This window comes from Hanstruepera neustonica (assembly GCF_002895005.1).
Lineage (GTDB): Bacteria > Bacteroidota > Bacteroidia > Flavobacteriales > Flavobacteriaceae > Hanstruepera > Hanstruepera neustonica.
In genome coordinates, this window is record NZ_POWF01000003.1 from 169,593 (window position 1) to 191,121 (window position 21,529).

The 21,529-nt window shown below is 34.8% G+C and carries 22 protein-coding genes and 1 tRNA gene; 10 read left to right on the forward strand and 13 right to left on the reverse strand.

The features are described from left to right. Nucleotides 1-231 precede the first annotated feature (231 nt). On the forward strand, nt 232-1,644 hold the full coding sequence (locus C1T31_RS07730; protein WP_103051917.1) for an MBL fold metallo-hydrolase: 1,413 nt from the start codon (nt 232-234) through the stop codon (nt 1,642-1,644). A gap of 188 nt (nt 1,645-1,832) precedes the next feature. Beyond that, a complete protein-coding gene (locus tag C1T31_RS07735) occupies nt 1,833-3,095 on the forward strand; it encodes an NAD(P)/FAD-dependent oxidoreductase (protein ID WP_103051918.1) in 1,263 nt (420 codons plus the stop codon). 68 nt (nt 3,096-3,163) lie between these two features. Here the strand turns inward: C1T31_RS07735 and C1T31_RS07740 are convergent, their stop codons facing one another. From C1T31_RS07740 to C1T31_RS07770, 7 genes are read right to left on the reverse strand one after another with little or no spacing between them, the layout of a single operon-like run. Further along, nucleotides 3,164-3,439 carry an ATP-dependent Clp protease adaptor ClpS gene (locus tag C1T31_RS07740; RefSeq protein ID WP_103051919.1) on the reverse strand — a complete coding sequence of 92 codons (276 nt, stop codon included), beginning with the start codon at nt 3,437-3,439 and terminating at the stop codon, nt 3,164-3,166. A gap of 13 nt (nt 3,440-3,452) precedes the next feature. Next, nucleotides 3,453-4,289: a 50S ribosomal protein L11 methyltransferase gene (gene prmA, locus C1T31_RS07745; RefSeq protein ID WP_103051920.1), complete on the reverse strand. Its 837-nt coding sequence runs from the start codon at nt 4,287-4,289 to the stop codon at nt 3,453-3,455. A gap of 11 nt (nt 4,290-4,300) precedes the next feature. Beyond that, nucleotides 4,301-5,050, reverse strand: a complete 750-nt coding sequence (gene tpiA / locus C1T31_RS07750) for a triose-phosphate isomerase (protein WP_103051921.1) — start codon at nt 5,048-5,050, stop codon at nt 4,301-4,303. A 40-nt stretch (nt 5,051-5,090) separates the two neighbouring features. Next, nucleotides 5,091-5,405 (reverse strand): hypothetical protein, encoded by a 315-nt coding sequence (locus C1T31_RS07755; RefSeq protein ID WP_103051922.1) that lies wholly within the window; start codon nt 5,403-5,405, stop codon nt 5,091-5,093. Further along, nucleotides 5,402-6,478, reverse strand: a complete 1,077-nt coding sequence (locus C1T31_RS07760; RefSeq protein ID WP_103051923.1) for an ABC transporter permease — start codon at nt 6,476-6,478, stop codon at nt 5,402-5,404. The genes C1T31_RS07755 and C1T31_RS07760 overlap by 4 nt, the downstream gene beginning before the upstream one ends. A gap of 4 nt (nt 6,479-6,482) precedes the next feature. Continuing rightward, a complete protein-coding gene (locus C1T31_RS07765) occupies nt 6,483-7,577 on the reverse strand; it encodes a BT_3928 family protein (protein ID WP_103051999.1) in 1,095 nt (364 codons plus the stop codon). Between the two features lie 4 nt (nt 7,578-7,581). Then, nucleotides 7,582-8,121, reverse strand: a complete 540-nt coding sequence (locus C1T31_RS07770) for a DUF1599 domain-containing protein (RefSeq protein ID WP_103051924.1) — start codon at nt 8,119-8,121, stop codon at nt 7,582-7,584. A gap of 106 nt (nt 8,122-8,227) precedes the next feature. On the opposite strand from C1T31_RS07770, the gene folP reads away from it, so the two are divergent. From folP to C1T31_RS07790, 4 genes are read left to right on the forward strand one after another with little or no spacing between them, the layout of a single operon-like run. Next, nucleotides 8,228-9,052, forward strand: a complete 825-nt coding sequence (folP, locus tag C1T31_RS07775; protein ID WP_103051925.1) for a dihydropteroate synthase — start codon at nt 8,228-8,230, stop codon at nt 9,050-9,052. A gap of 4 nt (nt 9,053-9,056) precedes the next feature. Beyond that, the gene (locus C1T31_RS07780; protein ID WP_103051926.1) at nt 9,057-9,707 is read left to right on the forward strand and encodes a hypothetical protein; all 651 of its coding nucleotides are present in this window, start codon (nt 9,057-9,059) and stop codon (nt 9,705-9,707) included. A 35-nt stretch (nt 9,708-9,742) separates the two neighbouring features. Further along, nucleotides 9,743-10,528, forward strand: coding sequence for a diadenylate cyclase (locus C1T31_RS07785; protein WP_103051927.1), 786 nt, complete (start codon nt 9,743-9,745; stop codon nt 10,526-10,528). Between the two features lies 1 nt (nt 10,529). After that, nucleotides 10,530-11,324, forward strand: a complete 795-nt coding sequence (locus tag C1T31_RS07790; RefSeq protein ID WP_103051928.1) for a DUF3667 domain-containing protein — start codon at nt 10,530-10,532, stop codon at nt 11,322-11,324. Here C1T31_RS07790 and C1T31_RS07795 read toward each other — a convergent pair. Together C1T31_RS07795 and truA are read right to left on the reverse strand one after the other, a co-directional pair. After that, on the reverse strand, nt 11,321-13,090 hold the full coding sequence (locus tag C1T31_RS07795; RefSeq protein ID WP_103051929.1) for an ABC transporter ATP-binding protein: 1,770 nt from the start codon (nt 13,088-13,090) through the stop codon (nt 11,321-11,323). The genes C1T31_RS07790 and C1T31_RS07795 overlap by 4 nt on opposite strands. Next, nucleotides 13,080-13,829 (reverse strand): tRNA pseudouridine(38-40) synthase TruA, encoded by a 750-nt coding sequence (gene truA / locus C1T31_RS07800; protein ID WP_103051930.1) that lies wholly within the window; start codon nt 13,827-13,829, stop codon nt 13,080-13,082. Before truA ends, C1T31_RS07795 begins: the two co-directional genes overlap by 11 nt. Nucleotides 13,830-13,903: 74 nt before the next feature. On the opposite strand from truA, the gene C1T31_RS07805 reads away from it, so the two are divergent. Further along, nucleotides 13,904-14,395: a metallophosphoesterase family protein gene (locus C1T31_RS07805; protein ID WP_103051931.1), complete on the forward strand. Its 492-nt coding sequence runs from the start codon at nt 13,904-13,906 to the stop codon at nt 14,393-14,395. A 56-nt stretch (nt 14,396-14,451) separates the two neighbouring features. Here the strand turns inward: C1T31_RS07805 and C1T31_RS07810 are convergent, their stop codons facing one another. Then, nucleotides 14,452-14,862 carry a DUF4293 domain-containing protein gene (locus C1T31_RS07810; RefSeq protein ID WP_103051932.1) on the reverse strand — a complete coding sequence of 137 codons (411 nt, stop codon included), beginning with the start codon at nt 14,860-14,862 and terminating at the stop codon, nt 14,452-14,454. A 199-nt stretch (nt 14,863-15,061) separates the two neighbouring features. Between C1T31_RS07810 and rho the strand changes: the two genes are divergently transcribed. Next, nucleotides 15,062-16,672, forward strand: coding sequence for a transcription termination factor Rho (rho, locus tag C1T31_RS07815; RefSeq protein ID WP_103051933.1), 1,611 nt, complete (start codon nt 15,062-15,064; stop codon nt 16,670-16,672). Nucleotides 16,673-16,804: 132 nt separating this feature from the next. On the opposite strand, the gene rpsT is transcribed toward rho, so the two are convergent. The 3 genes from rpsT to proS all read right to left on the reverse strand — a co-directional run bounded on the left by rpsT (nt 16,805) and on the right by proS (nt 18,779). Continuing rightward, entirely contained in the window at nt 16,805-17,056 is a 252-nt protein-coding gene (gene rpsT / locus C1T31_RS07820; RefSeq protein WP_103051934.1) for a 30S ribosomal protein S20, read from the reverse strand. Between the two features lie 23 nt (nt 17,057-17,079). Beyond that, nucleotides 17,080-17,151 (reverse strand) — tRNA-Glu (locus tag C1T31_RS07825). A gap of 149 nt (nt 17,152-17,300) precedes the next feature. Then, nucleotides 17,301-18,779: a proline--tRNA ligase gene (gene proS / locus C1T31_RS07830; protein WP_103051935.1), complete on the reverse strand. Its 1,479-nt coding sequence runs from the start codon at nt 18,777-18,779 to the stop codon at nt 17,301-17,303. Between the two features lie 100 nt (nt 18,780-18,879). Between proS and C1T31_RS14055 the strand changes: the two genes are divergently transcribed. Then, complete coding sequence (locus C1T31_RS14055; RefSeq protein WP_165780089.1) at nt 18,880-19,911, forward strand: hypothetical protein; 1,032 nt, start codon at nt 18,880-18,882, stop codon at nt 19,909-19,911. Nucleotides 19,912-19,929: 18 nt separating this feature from the next. Beyond that, a complete protein-coding gene (locus C1T31_RS07840) occupies nt 19,930-21,453 on the forward strand; it encodes an OmpP1/FadL family transporter (RefSeq protein WP_103051936.1) in 1,524 nt (507 codons plus the stop codon). Nucleotides 21,454-21,529 lie beyond the last annotated feature (76 nt).

The window sequence follows — 21,529 nt, forward strand, 5'->3', positions numbered from 1 at the left end:
TGTTTTCAAAGTGGAGCTTTGCCAGGTTATGGCATCTTGAGAAACAATCCTGCCGTGGTCACGAAAACAAACGCAATTAATAAATATTAGTTACGTTTTTTATTTTAGACTTCTTCATTTTCCATTAATATACAATTAATAGAATTATTTTCAATATCTGTTATGTAACATAAGTAACTGAAAATCATTTTTTCATGTAGTAAGTTTATCCAAACGAAAAACTAATATAACATGAAAATAGAACAGATTTATACAGGATGCATCGCACATGCAGCATATTATATTGAAAATAATGGCGAAGCAGCCATTTTTGATCCTTTAAGAGAAGTACAACCCTACATCGACAGAGCCACAAATGACAAAGCCAAAATTAAGTACGTTTTTGAAACCCATTTTCATGCCGATTTTGTCAGTGGTCATTTAGATTTGAAAAAGAAGACTGGTGCACAAATAGTTTTTGGTCCAACGGCAAAACCTAATTATAATGCCATAGTGGCCGAAGATGGCCAAATATTCCATGTTGGCAATTATAAAGTGAAGGTCATTCATACACCTGGACACACTATGGAAAGTACTACGTATCTCTTAATTGATGAAAACAACAAGGAACATGGCATCATTACAGGTGACACCTTATTTATTGGCGATGTTGGTAGACCAGATTTAGCGCAACACGTCATTGCCGATTTAACCGAAGAAAAATTAGCAGCTCACTTGTATGATTCACTTCGCAATAAAATAATGCCTCTAAGTGATGATTTAATTGTTTACCCCAATCATGGCGCTGGTTCGGCATGTGGAAAAATGATGAGCAAGGAAACTACAGATACTTTAGGAAACCAAAAGAAAACCAATTACGCCTTAAGGCCTGATATGACCAAAGATGAGTTTATTAAAGAATTACTGACAGGCTTAACAACACCTCCTGGTTATTTTCCGCAAAATGTACTTATGAATATTCAAGGGTATGAAAGTTTAGACACGATCATGGATCGCGCCACAAAGGCATTGAGCCCTGAAGAATTTGAATTACTTGCCAATGAAACCGAAGCTTTGATGCTGGATACTCGAAATGCCGATGATTTTGCAAAAGGCTTCATACCAAATAGTATTAATATTGGTTTAGAGGGCAATTTTGCTCAATGGGTTGGCGAAATGATTCCAGATGTCAAACAAGAAATACTCCTCATAACCTATCCAGGCAAAGAAGAAGAAGCTATTACCAGATTAAGCCGTGTTGGCTATGACAATACCATTGGTTATTTAAACGATGGATTTGATTCTTGGCAAGAAAGCCATAAGGAAGTGGATACTGTATCTAGAATTTCTCCGAAGGAATTCGAGAACATGTATTCTGAAAACCCAATGGTTATTGATGTCAGAAAGAAAAGTGAATTTGATTCAGAACATGTTATAGATGCCATAAATGTGCCACTAAATGAAATAAATCAACATTTATCTACATTCCCAAAAGACAAGTTTTTTGTGTTGCACTGTGCTGGTGGTTATAGAAGTATGATTGCCGCATCCATTTTAAAACAACGCGGTTGGGATGATTTTGTAGACGTTACTGGCGGGTTTAATGAGATGAAAAATACTAACATTGAAAAATCGGACTATGTTTGCCCTACAACTATGTTATGATGGTTAGTGTTTTAAAGCGATCAAATTCTATTTGGTCGCTTTTTTTTGTTTCTAGACACATCATCTTAACTAGCTACTGTCTATTAATAAAGCAATCATAATCATGGTTTTTAGGACTTTGTAACATTTGTTACTGAATTACAAATGCAAGTCTTTTATTTTTAGAAAGTTAATCAAAACAAAACATTATGAGCAAACATCATAAAATATTAATAATTGGTGGCGGAACAGCAGGTATTATGGTTGCAGCCAAGCTACTAAAAACTAACAATCAGTTAGATATTGCCATTATTGAGCCTGCAGACACCCATTATTATCAACCAGCATGGACATTGGTTGGAGCGGGAACTTTTGATTTCAAGAAAACCGCCAAACCCATGCGAGATGTTATGCCTAATGGCGTCACATGGATTAAAGATTTTGCAACGGGTTTTAATCCCGAAGGTAATATTGTTCAAACCGAATCGAATGGAGACATTAGCTATGATTATTTGGTGGTTGCTGCAGGACTCGTCATGGCACCTGAATTAATTGAAGGCCTTCCCGAAGCGCTCGAAAAAGGAGTTGTTTGTAGTAACTATACCGATCCAGAACACACCTGGGAAGTTATTAAAAACTTCAAAGGTGGAAATGCCATATTCACGCAACCTACCACACCCATTAAATGTGGTGGTGCTCCACAAAAAATAGCCTATTTAGCGGCTGACTATTTCCAAAAAAATGGTTTAAAAAATAAGAGCAACGTTATTTTTGCAACTCCTGGAAGCGTAATTTTTGGTGTCAAACCCATTAGGGAAACACTAATGGACGTCATTCACAATTATGGCATACATTTTAAACCGTTCTATGCACCTTTTAAAATTGATTCCGATAAAAAGATTGTTTATTTTAGAAATGCGGCTCCCGAAGAAAATAAATGTGTAATCATCGAAGATAATGAGTTAGGTGAAAAAATGAGCGGTGATACCGTTATTGAGATGCCATTTGATATGTTACACTTGGCACCTCCACAAACGCCTCCTAAATTTGTAAAGAACTCGGTTTTAGTCAATGATGCTGGTTGGTTGGATGTTGATCATCATTCACTTCAACATAATAAATACCCTAATATTTTTGGACTTGGAGATGTTGCCGCATTACCAACAGCCAAAACGGGAGCCGCCATTAGAAAGCAAGCCCCTGTAGTGGTTGATAATCTATTACATTTAATGGCCAATGAAGCTGCCAGCAATCACAATTACAACGGCTATTCTTCATGTCCGTTGGTTACAGGTTATGGGAAAATGGTTCTAGCTGAATTTGATTATGATAGTAATTTTACGCCAGATCCAAAATTAAAGCAAATGTTGATTTTTGATAGCTCAAAAGAACATTGGCGCTTATGGATGTTGAAAAAGTATGGCTTACCATATTTGTACTGGAACAAAATGTTAAAAGGTAAAGACGTTTAGTTTTTGGTTAAACTAGTTAATAGTGATTGGAAGAAACGCTCAAGTAAATTTGGGCGTTTTTTTTTGTATCAGATAATTTCCGCACTTAAACCAGCTTCCAGCAACATAGAGCAACGCGGTTTTAGATCATCATAGACACCTGTTTTTACCGTGCATTTTCCTTTGTAATGCACAATAATGGAACATTGTTCGGCTTGTTCTGGCGTATGGTCACAGGCATACATCAACGTTTCAATGACATGATCAAATGTATTGACATCATCATTATATAAGATAATTTCATTTTGCTTTAGAACATCTTCTTTCAAAGAAACATCCTCTAAAGTTTTTTCTTGCGTACTCATGGTAATTTTTAAACTAATTTATGAATTTTAGGGCAACCCAATGATTTTTCTCAATAGTTTCAACGTGAGTTAGACCTAAATTATTACATGTATCTACAATTATTGGAATATCATCTTTGTAAAACCCACTCAAAAACAACATGCCCGACGTATTAAGACAAGGAACATAAACACTCAAATCGTTCAATAAAATATTGCGGTTAATATTTGCAATAATGACATCATAATGTTTACCATCCAAAATATTAGCATCGCCTTCAAATACTGAAATATGTTTGCAATTATTCCGCTCAACATTTTCTAGACTGTTGAGATAACACCAATTATCAATGTCAATGGCATCAATCTTTGCAGCACCTTTCATTTCAGCCAAAATAGCCAACACACCTGTGCCACAACCCATGTCCAATACAGACTTATTTTCAAAATCATTTTTTAAAATATGCTGAATCATCATATGAGTTGTTTCGTGATGACCCGTACCGAAACTCATTTTGGGCTCAATGACGATGTCATACTGGGTCTCCGGTTTTACATGAAATGGTGCACGAACGGTTACTTGATTATCAACTTGAATAGGCGTAAAATTCCGTTCCCACTCCTCATTCCAATTGACCTGTTCTATCTCTTGGAACTCATAGGTGATTTCAAATTCACCTGAATGCAGTATCTGAATCGAATCCAAAATATGTTCATGCCATTCTGGTTTCTGAATATATGCTGTAACGCCTGTTTCTGTTTCCACGAAACTTTCAAAACCAGCAAAACCCAATTCTGCAATAAGTATCTCGACTCCTGGTTGTGAAGGAACTACTTGAAAATCGTACCCGATGTAAATTGTATTAGACATTCAATAACGAACTAAAAAGCGTTTACAATGGCAAAAAAATCTTCGGCGTTCAGAGATGCACCACCAATTAAGCCTCCATCAACATCTGGTTTTGAAAAAATTTCTTTTGCATTATTTGGTTTCACACTACCTCCATAAAGTATGGAGACAGATTCTGCCACATCTTGACCATATTTATTAGCTAATGTCTTTCTGATAAACGCATGCATACTCTGTGCTTGTTCCGGTGTTGCCGTCTCGCCTGTTCCAATAGCCCAAACAGGCTCATATGCCAAAATAATATTATCAAAATCAGCAGCCTCTAAATGAAATAATGCATTGTTAATTTGGCTTGCTACAACATTTTCATGTTTGTCCGATTTTCTATCGGAAAGTTCCTCACCAAAACAAAAAATAACCTGCATTTTATGCTGCAATGCCGTGTCCACTTTTTTCGCAAGGGCTTCGTCGGTTTCATTAAAATAAGCACGACGCTCACTATGTCCTAAAATAACCGTTTTTATACCAATACTGTTCAACATACCAGCGCTTACCTCTCCGGTATAAGCACCATTTTCAGAAAAATGCATATTTTGGGCAGCAACCTCTATTGGGAATTGTCTGGTCGCCTCAAAAGCATGCCATAAATTTGTAAATGCAGGTGCAATCATAACCTCGGCATGTGATGTTTTTTTCTGCTGTTTTAATTCTGAAATTAGTGTCTCCGTTTGAATTAATCCATAATTCATTTTCCAATTACCAGCTACTATTTGTCTTCTCATGATAATAGTTTTGTTTTAGTTCAACGATCTGTTGATTATCTTAAAAAATTTTATACACCTTATAAATTAAATAAACAGCTATTAAAAATAAAACTATATAAGCTAAAACTTTTTCAATAGGTTTTATATGCTGCAATTCTGATTTAGCATTTTCTTTATCAATTAAATCCTTAAGCTGTATTGCCTTAACTTTATCTTTTTCATGAATGTAAAATAATGTTGAACCTATATGACCTTCATAAGAATCTCGTTCAATTTGTTTGAATTCTATATTATTATTCAGAAATTCTCTTTCCAAAAATTTAGCAGGAAACGGATACTCCATTTCAGCAACTAAATAAGTCAATTCACTCATATTAAATTCACTTTAGGATCCAGCCAAGTATAAATGATATCAACAAAAATATTGATAATTATAAATATAATGGCAATGATGAGAACTGCACCCATTATAACGGGTAAATCTAGCATATTGAGCGCATTAACAATTTCTTTACCAAGGCCATTCCACCCAAAAATATATTCAACAAATACAGCGCCTGCCAACATGGAAGCAAACCAACCGGAAATGGCGGTAACCACAGGATTCATAGCATTTTTTATAGCATGCGATTTAATAATTTGGAATTCACTTAAGCCCTTGGCTCTAGCCGTTCGGATATAATCTTGATTCATAACTTCCAACAAGGAATTTCGCATTAATTGTATCACAACTGCTAATGGTCTTATTCCCAAAACTATGGCTGGCAAAATCAAATTCTTCCATTTAATGTGCATCGATTCCCCATAATCGTCTAATTCATAGAGACTTCCAGTCATTTCTAGATTGGTGAATTCATGCAGTAAAAACCCAAACACCCAAGCAAATAATATGGCACTGAAAAAAGACGGTACACTCATACCAACTGTACTGACTATTTGAATGCATTTATCTAACCAGGTATTCTTATAAATGGCTGATATTATCCCGAAAATAATTCCAAGCGTAATCGCAATGAGGATCGCAGATACAGCAAGCACAAACGTATTAGGAAGTGTTTCACCAATGACTTCAGATACTTTTTTTCCTTGCTTGGTAAACGACTCGCGCAAATAAGGAAATTTTAATGCAATGTCCGTTTGACCAATCGTCACTAATTTTGAAGCCGAGTACTTACCTTTTCTCAAATAGGTATAAGATTCCGAATCTGTATTATGAAATGATACAGGTGATAGGTCATTCAAATAATAAAAATATTGCGTGATTTTTGGCTTATCAAAACCGTATTTTTTACGCACAGCTTCAACCTGCTCTGCAGACTGGTTTTGACCCAACATCATTTTTGCTGGATCTCCTGGCAATACATTAAACAACAAAAAAATAACGGTGATTACTCCAAATAATGTGAGTAAAGCATAAAACAGTTTATTTAGGAAATAGCTTATCAAATAACTACAAATCTATATCATCAATATCATTCCAATGGGCTTTTTGCATAACCGTCCCTTTATTGAGTTTCACAATTCCAGGACTGGCTCGAACGACTGTTTTCAAAGCTTTTTCATCGCATAAATAAAAATCGAATGCTAATTTATGATCGGCTTTAAATTGTAATTTCTCATCTGTTCCTGATGCACTCAAACCAATAACTGTATAACCTTTTTTCATTGCTTTTTCAGAAAAAGACTTTAGCTTGGCAACACCATCGGGTTCAGCTGTTGCCAAATTATACATGATAATCATAATCAATTTGTCTTCATTCAAAAACTTATCCGTTAAATCTTCAGTATCCGTTTCTATCGAAAAGTCCTTAACGGGTGGATCATAACCTTCATCAATTATTTTAGTATCCACGCCAATAAATTCACCATCAACTGTTGGATAGGTCCCATCGGTTGTAATCACTTTCTCTTCACCATTTACATTGAATTTCCAATAATACTCAATAACTGGTTTAGGAGCATCTTCGGGAATAATCATACCTTCCTGAATGTTTGCGCCTACTTTATAGGCTCTAAAATCCTTGGCTGGCAAATGCATCAAAACATGATACCCAAACCATAAACTACCAATAAAACTTATCAATGCAATAACCGTGACACCTAACGAGCTAAAAATTGGTTTGATATATTTAATTCCAAAGAATATGATTAAAATTAGTACGAGCAGAATAACGTCTTTGGTGAAACTTTCCCAAGGCGTCAATTTAAGCGCATCGCCAAAGCAACCGCAATCTTTAACTTTATCAAAATATGCCGAATAGAATGTTAAGAATGTAAAAAACACAATCATCCCCAACAAACTCCAAATAGTAAATTTTGGTTTATATCCTATTAACAGAAAAACGCCCAAAACCACTTCAAAAACCACCACAAAAATGGAAATCATTAGTGCATAGGGTTCTAAAAATGGCATATTTAAAACATCGGCACTAAAGTATTCCTGAAGTTTATAAGAAAACCCAAGCGGATCATTTAGTTTGATAAGCCCAGAAATAATGAATAAAACACCAACAAGAATTCTACATATTTGTACGATATACTTCATAATATTATTTTTCATTTAAATGAATCATAGCAAAAACTGCGTAATTTATCATATCCTGATAATTGGCATCAATGCCTTCACTTACTAAAGTTTTGCCTTTATTGTTTTCAATTTGCTTCACACGCAATAACTTTTGCAAGATCAAATCAGTCAGCGAACTCACGCGCATATCACGCCAAGCTTCACCATAATCATGGTTCTTGTCCATCATTAATTGTTTGGTAAGTGATATTTTTTCATCGTAATACTTGATAGCTTCATCTGTAGATAAATCAGGTTGCTCGACGACGCCTAACTCCAACTGAACCAATGCCATGATACAATAGTTAATAATACCAATGAATTCACTCACTTCATCTTCGTCAACTTTTCTCACATCATTTTGTTGTAAGCCTCTAATACGTTGTGCTTTAATAAAGATTTGATCGGTTAAAGATGGTAATCGTAAAATGCGCCATGCACTTCCGTAATCTGACATTTTCTTGATAAATAAATTTCTACAGGTTTCAATTACGGCATCGTATTGTTTTGAGGTTTCTTGCATGAATTACGTTGAATTTTGTGTAAATTTCGCATAAATAAATTTAAAGTTCAAAGTTTCAGGTTTAAAGTTTTCAATAGATAAACAAACAACCATAAATAAGGTATTAATGACCATAAATTGCAAAGGCAAACTAATAGACCTATCAGCGCCCAAAGTCATGGGTATACTCAATATCACACCTGATTCATTTTATGATGGTGGCAAATACAAAAATGATAGCGAATTTTTATCTCAAGTCTATGTGATGTTAAAAGAAGGTGCCACGTTTATTGACATTGGTGCATACAGTTCCAGACCCAATGCTGCTGAAGTGACGGAATCAGAAGAATTAAAAAGAGCGTTACCCATAGTTGAACTTTTGATTAAGGAATTTCCTGAAATCATCATATCCATAGACACATTCAGAAGTGCCGTTGCTAAAGAAGCCATAGAATCTGGCGCTGCCATAGTTAATGATATTTCATCTGGAATATTGGATGATAAAATGATTCCGACAGTTGCACAACTACAAGTGCCTTATATCATGATGCACATGCGCGGAAACCCTCAAACCATGATGCAGCAAACCCAATACAATAATTTAATAGAGGATATCACTTTTTACTTTTCAGAAAGACTGTCTGAAACGAGAAAAGCTGGAATTGTTGATACTATCATTGATCCAGGTTTTGGTTTTGCGAAAACAATGGAGCAAAATTATGAACTACTCAATCATCTCGAACTCTTCACCCATCTTGATAGGCCCATTCTGGTTGGCCTTTCCAGAAAATCTATGATTTATAAGCTTTTAGAATCATCTGCCGATCAAGCGCTAAATGGCACGAGCATTCTAAATACGATTGCTTTACAAAAACAGGCTAATATCCTTCGTGTTCATGATGTTAAGGAAGCTTTTGAATGTATCACTTTACTTCATCAATTAAGTCGTTAAAACTATGAAGCACCTATTCTATGGATTGTTATTGTTAACCATACTCTCATGTGGATCAGACAAAATCGTACAGTTGCCAGAGATTGAGAATGCCACAATTACGGAAATCCATGATGTTTCACCCATTTATATGTTTTACGATAAGGAAACAGACAGCATTGAGTTTAACAGAAAAAATATGATAGGAACAACCAACTGGTTGGTAAATATAGACAAACGTTTAACTTTAAAACAAATTCTCCCCCATTTGCAGTATTTGCAAGAAAAACGTCATGGCGATGGTATGCATAAAAATGAAAATGCAAAAAACTATTTTACTTGCCACGATTTGAGTATTAACAATCTAGGTTTTATTGAGTTTACTGATGTTTATTATATCATGGATGAAAGCGCCGAAGATTTTATTGAAAAATCTGGTAAAGATTATGTCCTAATTGATATTGCCAGAAATGTAAATTCAAATGTTGTAAATGATTTAATCAAAGATTTATTTAATTTAAAAAACACCAATCTAGAATTAAATTCTAAAAAAGTTAATGTCCTGTTGAAGTTTGATAATGGTATTACTTTTCAACAGTATATACTAGTAAAATCAAAATTAGAAGAATTAGACAACTCTAAAATTCTTATTGAAAACAACGAATTCATTTATTAAGCTTATTTTGTTAAATTTACCAAAACCGATAGCCTTTGGAAATTTTTGATGACCTTTTAAAATTTACCGTTGTAGATATCATTGATGTCATTTTGGTGGCACTTCTTCTATACTATGTTTACAAGTTGGTAAAAGGCACGGTAGCAATCAACATATTTATTGGAATAGTTATTATCTATTTTATCTATCTCATTACGGAAACTCTCCAAATGAAAATGTTAAGTAAAATTTTGGGAGGTTTTATGAGTGTTGGCCTGATTGCGTTAATTGTGGTCTTTCAGCAAGAAATCAGAAAGTTTTTATTGATGGTTGGTTCTACTAATTTTAGCAAACGCGGAAAGCTCTTCAAGCAATTGAAGTTTTTAAAAACAGAGGCAGAAACCGAAACCGACATTGCTGCCATTGTAAACGCCTGTACCAAAATGGGAACCTCTAAAACTGGGGCATTGATTGTATTTGAACACAATAATAACCTTGATTTTTTGACAACAACCGGTGACGAAATGAATATAAAAGTCACGCAGCCTATCATCGAAAGTATTTTTTTTAAGAATAGTCCCTTACATGATGGAGCCATTATTATTGAAAATAATATTGTCAAGGCAACCCGTGTTATTTTACCAGTAAATAATGAAAAAACACTTCCGCAACGGTTTGGATTACGGCATCGTGCAGCGGTTGGTATTACTGAAAAAACAGATGCTTTGGCTTTAGTGGTCAGTGAAGAAACAGGACAGATTTCCTATTTTAAGGATGGAGAATTTATCATGTTTAAGGATACTGCTGATCTCATTAATATGATTCAAAAAGACTTGACCTAGTATGCAATGCAAGAATTGTCAAACTGAAATTCAAGAATCAGATGATTTTTGTAGTGCCTGTGGAGGCCGAATAATCCGTAATAGATTAACCTTAAGAAATCTGTTTGAACACTTCAGCGAGCAGTTTTTGAATTACGATAATAAATTTATTCAAACATTTATTGGGCTTTTTACCAAACCAGACGATGTAATTGGTGGCTATATTTCTGGAGTAAGAAAACGCTACGTCAATGTTATCAGTTATTTTGCCATTTCGGTAACATTGGCCGGACTACAGGTGTTTATTTTTAAAAAGTTTTATCCGGAACTGTTCAACTTTGGATCGTATGGTACTCCAGGTGGAGAAGAAATGATGCAATACATCTTAGATTTAACTCAGGAATATCAGGCCATTGCTATGATGGTCAACATACCTATATATGCCATTCTATGTAAACTAACATTCTTCAGAAATAAAACCTATAATTATACCGAGCTGCTAACGATTTTTATGTATATCTATTCACAGACAACCATTGTTAGTGTGATTATTTCTATTACAGGTGCCATTTTGGGTTTAACCTTTGGCTCCATTTCTATGCTCTTATTGCCTTTTATGTTTATCTACACTGCTTACTGTTTAAAAAAACTTTACAAGCTGTCTATGAAAGGAATTTTAATCAAAACACTCATATTTTTGATTATTGTTTCAATACTTTACGTTTTAAGCATTATAGCGGCCGTAGCCATATTATATCTTACAGGAAACATGGATATTTTAAAGCGAATGGCAGAGTCTCAAAATATGGTAAATTAAGCAACCTCTTCTTTTAGAAACTGAACTTCGTATAAATTTTTGTAATACCCCTCCTGTTTTTTGAGTAGCTCATCATGGGAGCCTTCTTCAACAATTTGTCCCGCATCCATGACGACAATTTTATCCGCTTTTTTGATGGTTGCCAATCGATGAGCAATAATGATGGATGTTCTATCTTTGGTTATTTTATCAGTAGCATTTTGAATAAGTTGTTCAGAATGGGAATCAACCGATGACGTTGCTTCATCCAATACCAATATACTTGGATTGGTTACATAAGCTCTTAAAAATGAAATCAACTGTCTTTGACCAGAAGATAGCATCACACCGCGTTCTTTAACATTATAATGATAGCCGTTTGGCAAACTCATGATGAAGTCATGGATGCCAATGGCTTTCGCAGCCTGAATAACTTCAGATTCGCTGATTGATTTATCATTAAGCGTAATATTGTTTAAAATGGTATCGGCAAATAAAAACACATCCTGCAATACAACCGCTATCTGACTGCGTAATGATTTTAAAGTCATGTCCTTGATATTGGTATTATCAATCAAAATAGATCCACTTTGAATATCATAAAATCGATTCAACAAATTGATTATCGTCGATTTACCAGCTCCCGTTGCTCCAACAATGGCTATCGTTTTACCTGGTTCTATTTCCAAATTGATTCCCTTAAGAACCTCCTCATCTGGAACATAGCTAAAATGAACATCCTGAAAGGCAATATGACCCTTAAAATGTGATGCTACCATCGTTCCTGTATCATCAATTTGAGAAGTAGTTTCCAATACTTTAAATACCCTATTGGCAGCCACCATACCCATCTGGAGTGTATTAAACTTATCTGCTATTTGTCTCAATGGTCGAAACAACATCGGAATCATCATGATAAAAGCAGTCAAATCACCTAATGAGGCCGTTTGACCGATAACGGTATTCAACCCACCATACCAAGCAACAAGACCTATAGTTATTGACGATGATAATTCTGCTATAGGAAAGAAAATAGAGTTGTACCACACTGTTTTGAGCCAGCCTTGTTTATGACGCTCATTAATTTCTTTAAACTTTCTGTATTCCGTATTTTCTCTTGTAAAAAGCTGAAGGATTTTCATTCCAGTCACACGCTCTTGTACAAACGAGTTCAAATTGGAAACTTCGGTTCTTACTTCCTCAAAAGCCTTTTTCATATACTTTTGAAACAATCTTGTGGCATATAAAACAAGCGGCAACATGAGAAAAACGATTATACTCAATTCCCAATTCATCCACACCATCACACTTGATACTACCAACATAGTCAACAAATCTCGGAATATCATAAACAGACCCTCTCCAAAAATATCAGCAATACGCTCCATATCGGTTACTGCTCTTGTTATCAATACACCTACCGATGAATTATTAAAATATTTCATTTTAAAACTGAGCATGTGGTCAAAGAGTTTTATACGAATATCCTTAACAACTGTTTGCCCCAACCATCCGGCATAATAAATAAAAAGTAACTGAAAGATTACTTCAGCGAATAACATAGCACCCATTAGTAAAATATAGGGTAAGAAGCCATCTAGTTCTTTTTTAGCTATATTATTATCTATAGCTTGTTGTAAAATATAAGGCCTTGCGGCCCCCAAAAGAGCTAGCAAAATAACGGCTACTAAAACCCACACAAAAACCAATTTATACGGTTTGACGAACTGTATTAACTTTTTAAACAGTTTAGTGTCCAATAATTGATTTTGTTTTTTATCTGTCATGCTTAATACTTTCTGGGTAATCAATATATATCAAATATAAGCCATGTGCTGGAACTGAATAACCTGCTTCACTTCTATCTCTAGATTGAATGATAGCTTGTAAATCATCAATAGTTATTTTTCCAAGGCCGACATTAATTAAAGTTCCAACAATAGCACGAACCATATTCCTTAAAAACCGGTCAGCCTTAATGGTGAAATGCAACTCGTCATCAATTTGTTTCCATTCTGCTTGCATAATGTCACAATAATAAGTTTTGACGTCCGTATTTGTTTTAGAAAAGCATTGAAAATCTTGATGACCCAATAAAACTTTAGCAGCTTCATTCATTAAATGCAATCGCAGTGGTTTTTTCATTAAGTAGGCATAATCAAAATTAAAAGCATTTTTCTTTAAACCCAATCGGTACAAATAGGTTCTACTAGTAGCATCAAATCGTGCATGAGCCTCTGGTTTAACTTCAAAAATATCATGAACGGCAATATCTTGCGGTAAAAATGCATTTAGTTTATAGGTTAAGACTTCAGCATTCAAACTTAAATCTATATCAAAATGAACAAACATCTGTAACGCATGAACACCTGCGTCCGTCCTACCTGCTGCTACAATATCTATTTTTTCACCAAGTAACGTACTCAAAGCTTTTTCTACTACTTCTTGCACAGAAATAGCATTAGGCTGATTTTGCCAGCCATGATATGCTTTACCATGATATGAAAGTTCAATAAAATATCTCAAGAATGTAGTACTTTTGTTTTTGAAACTACAAAGATAATTAGAAATACCAGCTTTTAAATCACAATGTTTTCTTAATGAAAAAAATCCTGCTACTTTCAGACACACATAGTTATATTGATGATAGCATATTGAAGTATGTCAAGCAAGCTGATGAAGTCTGGCATGCTGGCGATATTGGCGACTTAAAAGTAACCGATTCTATTAAAGCTCTCAAACCCTTACGTGCTGTTTATGGAAACATCGATGACAAAAAAGCGCGATTGGAATTTCCATTAAATAATCGGTTTTTTTGTGAGGAAGTTGATGTTTGGATCACTCATATTGGCGGATATCCAAGCAGGTATAACCCTAGAATTAGAGAACAAATTAAAGAGAATCCGCCACAATTGTTCATAACAGGTCATTCACACATTTTAAAGGTCATGCCCGATAAAAAACTAAATTTACTGCATATGAATCCTGGAGCAATTGGCAAACACGGTTTTCATAAAGCCAGAACCATGCTGCGCTTTACCATTGACGGTAGAAAAATTGAAAACCTTGAAGTTATTGAATTCAAGAGATAAAAAAAGCCCAAGATCTTCACCTTGGGCTCACGCACTAATATACTAAGATGATAGGTTTATCGTAATCTATCTACAGATTTTACGAGATCTTCGTCCTTTTTAATGGCTTTATTGGCTAATGCCAAAAACACGATAGAAACAATAGGAAGAAAAATCCCAATACCTTTCTCAGAAACAACCGTTTCTCCAGATAAATTTAGAGATTGATACACAAAAAATCCTAGTAAAATAAAGTTTAATATGATATTCAGTCGTCCCAACATAAATTGTGACTTTCTGTTTTTAAATCTAAAAATGGTTATTAACGATAATACTGCTGACAATAAGAATCCCGCAAAAACATAACTAACATCTTGCGCAAAGACTTTAACACCATCCTGATTCGTCCATAATTCAAAAACAAAAATCAGTCCAGCTGAAACAACTGTAGCCAATAGTAAATAAAGCGTTTGAATTCTTTGAATCATTAAATTTCGTTTTTAACGGGCACAAAAATAATGGTTTCTTTTTTAAAATTAACTTAAAAAATTAAAATAAAGTTGTATAATTGCAGTAATAATTTGCAACTCTCACAGTTGTAAGTTATTAATTCTTCAAAAACATAAGATCAATTTTTCTTCGGAATTATTCAACTTAAATTATTTAACAAAACATTTTATTGTATCAATGTTTGAAATAGCTCAATTAAAAGAAATGAAACTTCCTGAACTACAGGAAATAGCTCAAAAATTAAAGGTATCCAAATACCGTTCATTAAAAAAATTAGATTTAGTTTATCAAATCCTAGACCATCAAGCTGCTAATCCAAAAGCCGTTAAAGAGGTTGTTAGCACTGATGATTCTTCTGATAAGACTAATGAAAAAACAAATACCAAACCTGCTCAAAAACGCCCTAGACAACGCATTCAAAACCAGCAAAATAATCCCAATAAAAAAACTGATTCCAATGAGAAGTCTTCTGATAACACAAATAATCAGAAGCCCAACTCTAATCAGAAAAGAGAATCAGAAAAAAGCAACACTCAAGACGATAAGAAAAAAGATAATAATCGTCAAAAGCGAGACAATAATAAAGGGAATTCGAACAATAATAATAATAATAATAATAATAATAATGGCAACAAGGATAACAGAAACCGCTATCGCGAACCCGATTTTGAGTTTGATGCCATAATAGAAAGTGAAGGCGTCTTGGATATCATGCAAGATGGCTATGGTTTTTTAAGATCATCCGATTACAATTACTTGTCTTCACCTGATGATATTTATGTATCACAATCTCAAATTCGTTTGTTCGGACTGAAAAAAGGTGATACTGTTTTAGGAAATGTAAGACCTCCCAAAGAAGGCGAAAAGTATTTCCCGCTTATAAAGGTTAACAAAATAAATGGCCAAAAGCCTGAAGTCGTTAGAGACCGTGTGGCTTTTGAACACCTAACACCTCTTTTCCCAAAAGAGAAATTTAATATCGCTGAAAAGCAAAGTACCATATCTACTCGGATTATGGATTTGTTTTCGCCGATAGGAAAAGGTCAACGTGGTATGATTGTGTCGCAACCAAAAACTGGTAAAACCATGTTACTTAAGGACGTAGCTAACGCTATTGCCGCCAATCATCCAGAAGTCTATTTAATGATTTTACTCATTGATGAAAGACCTGAAGAGGTTACCGACATGCAACGTAACGTAAGAGGGGAAGTTATTTCTTCAACCTTTGATAAAGAAGCACATGAGCATGTTAAAATTGCAGATATTGTTTTAGAAAAAGCAAAACGACTGGTAGAGTGTGGTCATGATGTGGTTATTCTTTTGGATTCCATAACACGTTTGGCCAGAGCCTATAACACAGTTCAACCCGCTTCCGGTAAAATATTAAGTGGTGGTGTTGACGCTAATGCCCTACACAAACCAAAACGTTTCTTTGGTGCTGCACGTAATATAGAAAATGGTGGTTCTTTAACCATAATTGCTACAGCACTTACTGAAACTGGCTCAAAAATGGATGAAGTTATTTTTGAAGAATTTAAAGGAACTGGTAATATGGAACTTCAATTGGACAGAAAGATATCCAATCGTCGTATTTTCCCTGCTATCGATTTAACATCTTCAAGTACGCGTCGTGATGATTTACTATTGGATGAGAATACGATTCAACGTATGTGGGTTATGAGAAAATATCTGGCCGACATGAATCCTGTGGAAGCCATGGAATTTATAAATGATCGTGTGAAACAAACAAGAAATAACGAAGAGTTCTTGATTTCCATGAATGGTTAAATAAATTTCATTTATCATATAAATATAAATGCCTTGAAAATTTTCAAGGCATTTTTTTTAACCATTTAAATTAATTCCATAAAAAAAGCCCTTCGTCATAGAAGAGCTTTAAACTTTATCTAATTTCACTTTTTACAAAGACGCTACGTGCTTGGCTAAACCAGACTTCAGGTTAGCAGCTTTGTTATTGTGAATAATGTTCTTTTTTGCTAATTTATCAATCATAGAAGATACAGAAACCAATAATTCTTCAGCCTCTTTCTTATCACTCATGTCACGCAATTTTTTGATTGCATTACGAGTTGTTTTGTGCTTATATCTGTTTCTTAAGCGTTTCGCTTCGTTACTTCTAATTCTCTTTAACGCTGACTTATGATTTGCCATTTGTTCTTTTATTATTAAAATTGTAGCCCGTAGGGGAATCGAACCCCTCTTACCAGGATGAAAACCTGGCGTCCTAGCCGATAGACGAACGGGCCATTTGGTTTCAAGTGCGCAAATATAAATTTAAAAACTTACACTTGCAATACTTTTCAAATAACTCTCAATGTTTCCATTGCGGATGCAAAAATACAACTATTTTTAAATGTTGCAATAACTTAATAATCTTTTTTTGAAAAAAAACAATTTAGTACGCTTTTGCAAATAAAACACGCTGTTTTGAAGGGTTACCCGAATAAACGCAAGTACCTTTTTCTTCTTTTGAATCTATTGGAATACATCGAATAGTCGCTTTAGTCAACTCTTTTATCTTCAATTCTGTCTCTTCAGTACCATCCCAATGAGCTGAAATAAAACCACCTTTTGATTCCAAAACTTGCTTAAAAGTATCAAAATCATCAACTTCAGTGATATGATTATCTCTAAATTGAAGTGCTTTTGAGTATAACGAATTTTGAATTTCCTCCATCAACGCAACTACCTTTGATGTTAAATTATCAACAGATATTACCTCTTTGGTCAATGTATCTCTCCTGGCCAATTCAACTGTGCCATTCTCCAAATCTTTTGGCCCAATAGATATCCTTAATGGAACTCCTTGTAATTCATGCTGTGCAAATTTAGCACCAGGACGTAACGTATTACGATCATCATACTTGACAGAAATGCCTTTAGAGCGTAATTCATCCATGATGATATTTACCAATTTAGAAATAGCTTCTAACTGCTCTTCAGATTTATAAATAGGCACAATAACAACTTGGTTAGGTGCTAAACTTGGAGGTAAAACCAACCCGTTATCATCACTATGAGTCATAATCAAAGCACCCATTAATCTCGTAGATACACCCCAAGAAGTTGCCCAAACATAATCCTGCTTACCGTCTTTATTGGCAAACTTGACATCAAAAGCTTTTGCAAAATTCTGTCCTAAAAAATGTGAGGTACCAGCTTGAAGGGCCTTGCCATCTTGCATTAAAGCCTCTATACAATAGGTTTCTACAGCTCCCGCAAAACGTTCACTTTCGGTTTTAATTCCTTTTATAACAGGTATTGCCATAAAGTTCTCTACAAAAGTGGCGTAGACATTATTCATCAGTTCAGCCTCTTTGATCGCTTCAGTTTCTGTAGCATGAGCCGTATGTCCTTCTTGCCATAAAAATTCTGCCGTTCTCAAAAACAACCTTGTTCGCATTTCCCATCGCACCACATTTGCCCATTGGTTTACCAATATTGGTAAGTCGCGGTACGATTGAATCCACCCTTTATAAGTATTCCAAATTATAGCTTCACTGGTTGGCCTCACCACAAGTTCCTCTTCTAATTTCGCTTCAGGATCAACTCGCAATTTCCCCTTATTATCAGGGTCATTTTGAAGTCGATAATGGGTGACAATAGCACATTCTTTAGCAAAACCTTCAGCATTTTTTTCTTCAGCCTCAAACAAACTTTTAGGAACAAAAAGCGGAAAATAAGCATTTTGATGACCAGTTTCTTTAAACATCCTATCTAATTCTGCTTGAATTTTCTCCCAAATCGCAAATCCATAAGGCTTTATAACCATACAACCACGTACAGCCGAATTCTCTGCCATATCAGCCTTAACAACTAATTCGTTGTACCATTTTGAATAATCATCTGCTCTACTAGTAAGTTTTTTGCTCATATACAAGGTTTTGGCATAAATATTGTGACTATGTTAAATATAAAAATAGTTCAGCAAAACTAACTATTTTTGAAATGTCCAACAATTAAAATTGCTAGTTATGCCTATTAAAAATTACTTTTTTTCGAAAACTTCAATACTGATAATAAGTGCGCTACTTGCATTAACATCTTGTGGTACTTATCAGAATGTACCTGACAATGATGGAATATATGGATCAACCCAAGTCCCTGTTGATAATCAAGACGCTGTGGTTGTTTATGACAACCAAAATGCGAGCAATACCTATTACAAGAATTATTTCAAAGAAAAAGCAGACGAATATGATATTTACACGCAAGATGAGGTGTTTACAGATGTAGATGACTATTCAAGTGACTATAGAGAAGAGTCGGATTCTACTCAAGTAGAATACAATCAATATGCTGGCTGGGGGCAAGAAAACACTGATGTTTCCATTAATGTCTATTCAGGAGGTTTTAATTACGGCTGGGGTTGGAACACTGGCTGGGGTTGGAACGCTGGCTGGGGATGGGGATATCCATATTATGGCTGGGGTTGGAACGCTGGCTGGGGCTGGAACGCTGGCTGGGGCTGGAATGCCGGCTGGGGCTGGAATGCTGGCTGGGGTTGGGGTTATCCTGGTTATGGATGGGCCTATTACCCACCTTATTATGGTGCTGGTTTTTATAACCCATATTATTACAGGAATAGTATTTCATATACCAACGGCAGAAGAGGTACTGCATATATGGGTAGATCAAACAGATATGGTTTGAATAGCAATTCATATTTAAGTCGCTACAATACTGGCAGACGAATTAATACTGATTATAGCTCTGGTAGACCAAGATCTAATTACAATTCTGAAGGCAAACCAAGAGTTCGCAATACAACAAGACCACGAACAAATTACAATTCTGAAGGTAAAACAAGAACAAGAACCACTACACAACCTAGAACAAGAAACCGTTCCAATACGACACCTAGAGTTAGAACAAACAGACCAACAACACGAAGTTATAATAACAGTTCTACACCTAGCAGAAGTTATTCCTCACCTTCAAGAGGTAGTTCATCTATGGGCGGCGGAAGAAGTTCAGGTGGCGGCGGAAGAAGAGGTGGTTTTTAAAAAAAAATAAAATTGTATATGAAAAATAAAATTTTGTTGGCCGTATTTACTCTAATGGTAAGTATAGTCAATGCTCAAGACTTGACTGATGCGTTAAGGTATTCAGAAGACAATATTCAAGGAACAGCCAGATTTAGAGGTTTAAGTGGTGCCTTTGGTGCTTTAGGAGGTGATATGAGTGCCGTTGGAATAAATCCAGCAGGATCTGCAGTTTTTAATTCCAGTCACATCTCGTTATCATTATCAAATTTACAAACCAAAAATGAGACACAGTTCTACAATGGATTTGAAAAATCTAAAAACCGTAATATTGATTTAAATCAAACGGGAGCTGCATTTGTATTCAATAATAGAAATACCAATTCTTCCTGGAAAAAATTTGCTTTAAGCGTTGCTTATGACAAAATTCAGGATTACGACAATGACTGGTATGCTATTGGAACCAATACCAATAATTCCATTGACACTTACTTTTTGCATTACGCCAATGGCAGGCGTCTTGATGAAATATCAGCATTACCAGGAGAAACCTACACTCAAGCCTATTCTGAAATTGGTAGTATTTATGGTTATGGTAACCAACAAGCTTTTTTAGGTTATGAATCTTACATCCTTGAACCTGTTGACAATACGGACAACAATACATCCTACACATCAAATATAGCCTCAGGAGACTACTATCAAGATTATAGTTACGCATCAACAGGTTATAATGGTAAATTTACTGTCAATGCAGCTACTCAATTTGGAGATAGAGTTTATTTAGGTTTAAATTTAAATTCTCATTTTATCAATTTTGAAAGATCAACTTTTCTTTATGAAAGCAATAATAATCAAGGTTCACTTGTTAACGAGGTTAGGTTTGAAAACAATTTATTTACTGTAGGTTCTGGCTTTTCTTTTCAGTTAGGCACCATAGTCAAAATTACAGAACAACTACGGGCAGGTTTTACTTTCAATTCGCCAACTTGGTTTAACATTTCTGAAGAATCTTCTCAATACTTAAGAACTATTGTTGATGATAATGGTACCAATGCTTCAGTTACTATAGATCCTCGGGTCATAAATATATATCCAACTTACAGATTGCAAACTCCCGGAAGAGTTACTGGAAGTTTAGCTTATGTGTTTGGAAAATATGGGTTGATTAGTTTCGACTATTCCTTGAAAGATTATAGTAATTCTAAATTTAGACCAACTTCAGATAATTACTTTAGACAACAGAACAACATTATTAGTAATAATCTAACTACTGCCTCTACTTACCGTATAGGTGGTGAAGCCAAAATTAACCAATTTAGCTTAAGAGGTGGTTATCGTTTTGAAGAGAGTCCTTATGAGAATGGCACTACAGTTGGAGACTTATCAGGATATTCTTTTGGTGTTGGTTATAATTTTGGTAATGTCATTAAATTAGATGTTACTTTTGACCAAACCAATCAATCAAACCTAACATCATTATATAATGTTGGTTTAACCGATGTAGCCAACATTGATGCTAAAAATTCTACTTTAACGTTTACGTTAAGCTTTAATATGTAATACTTATATATTTATTTTAGATAAAAAAGGGGAGCAAACGTAAAGTTTGCTCCCCTTTTTTATACTTACCTTTATC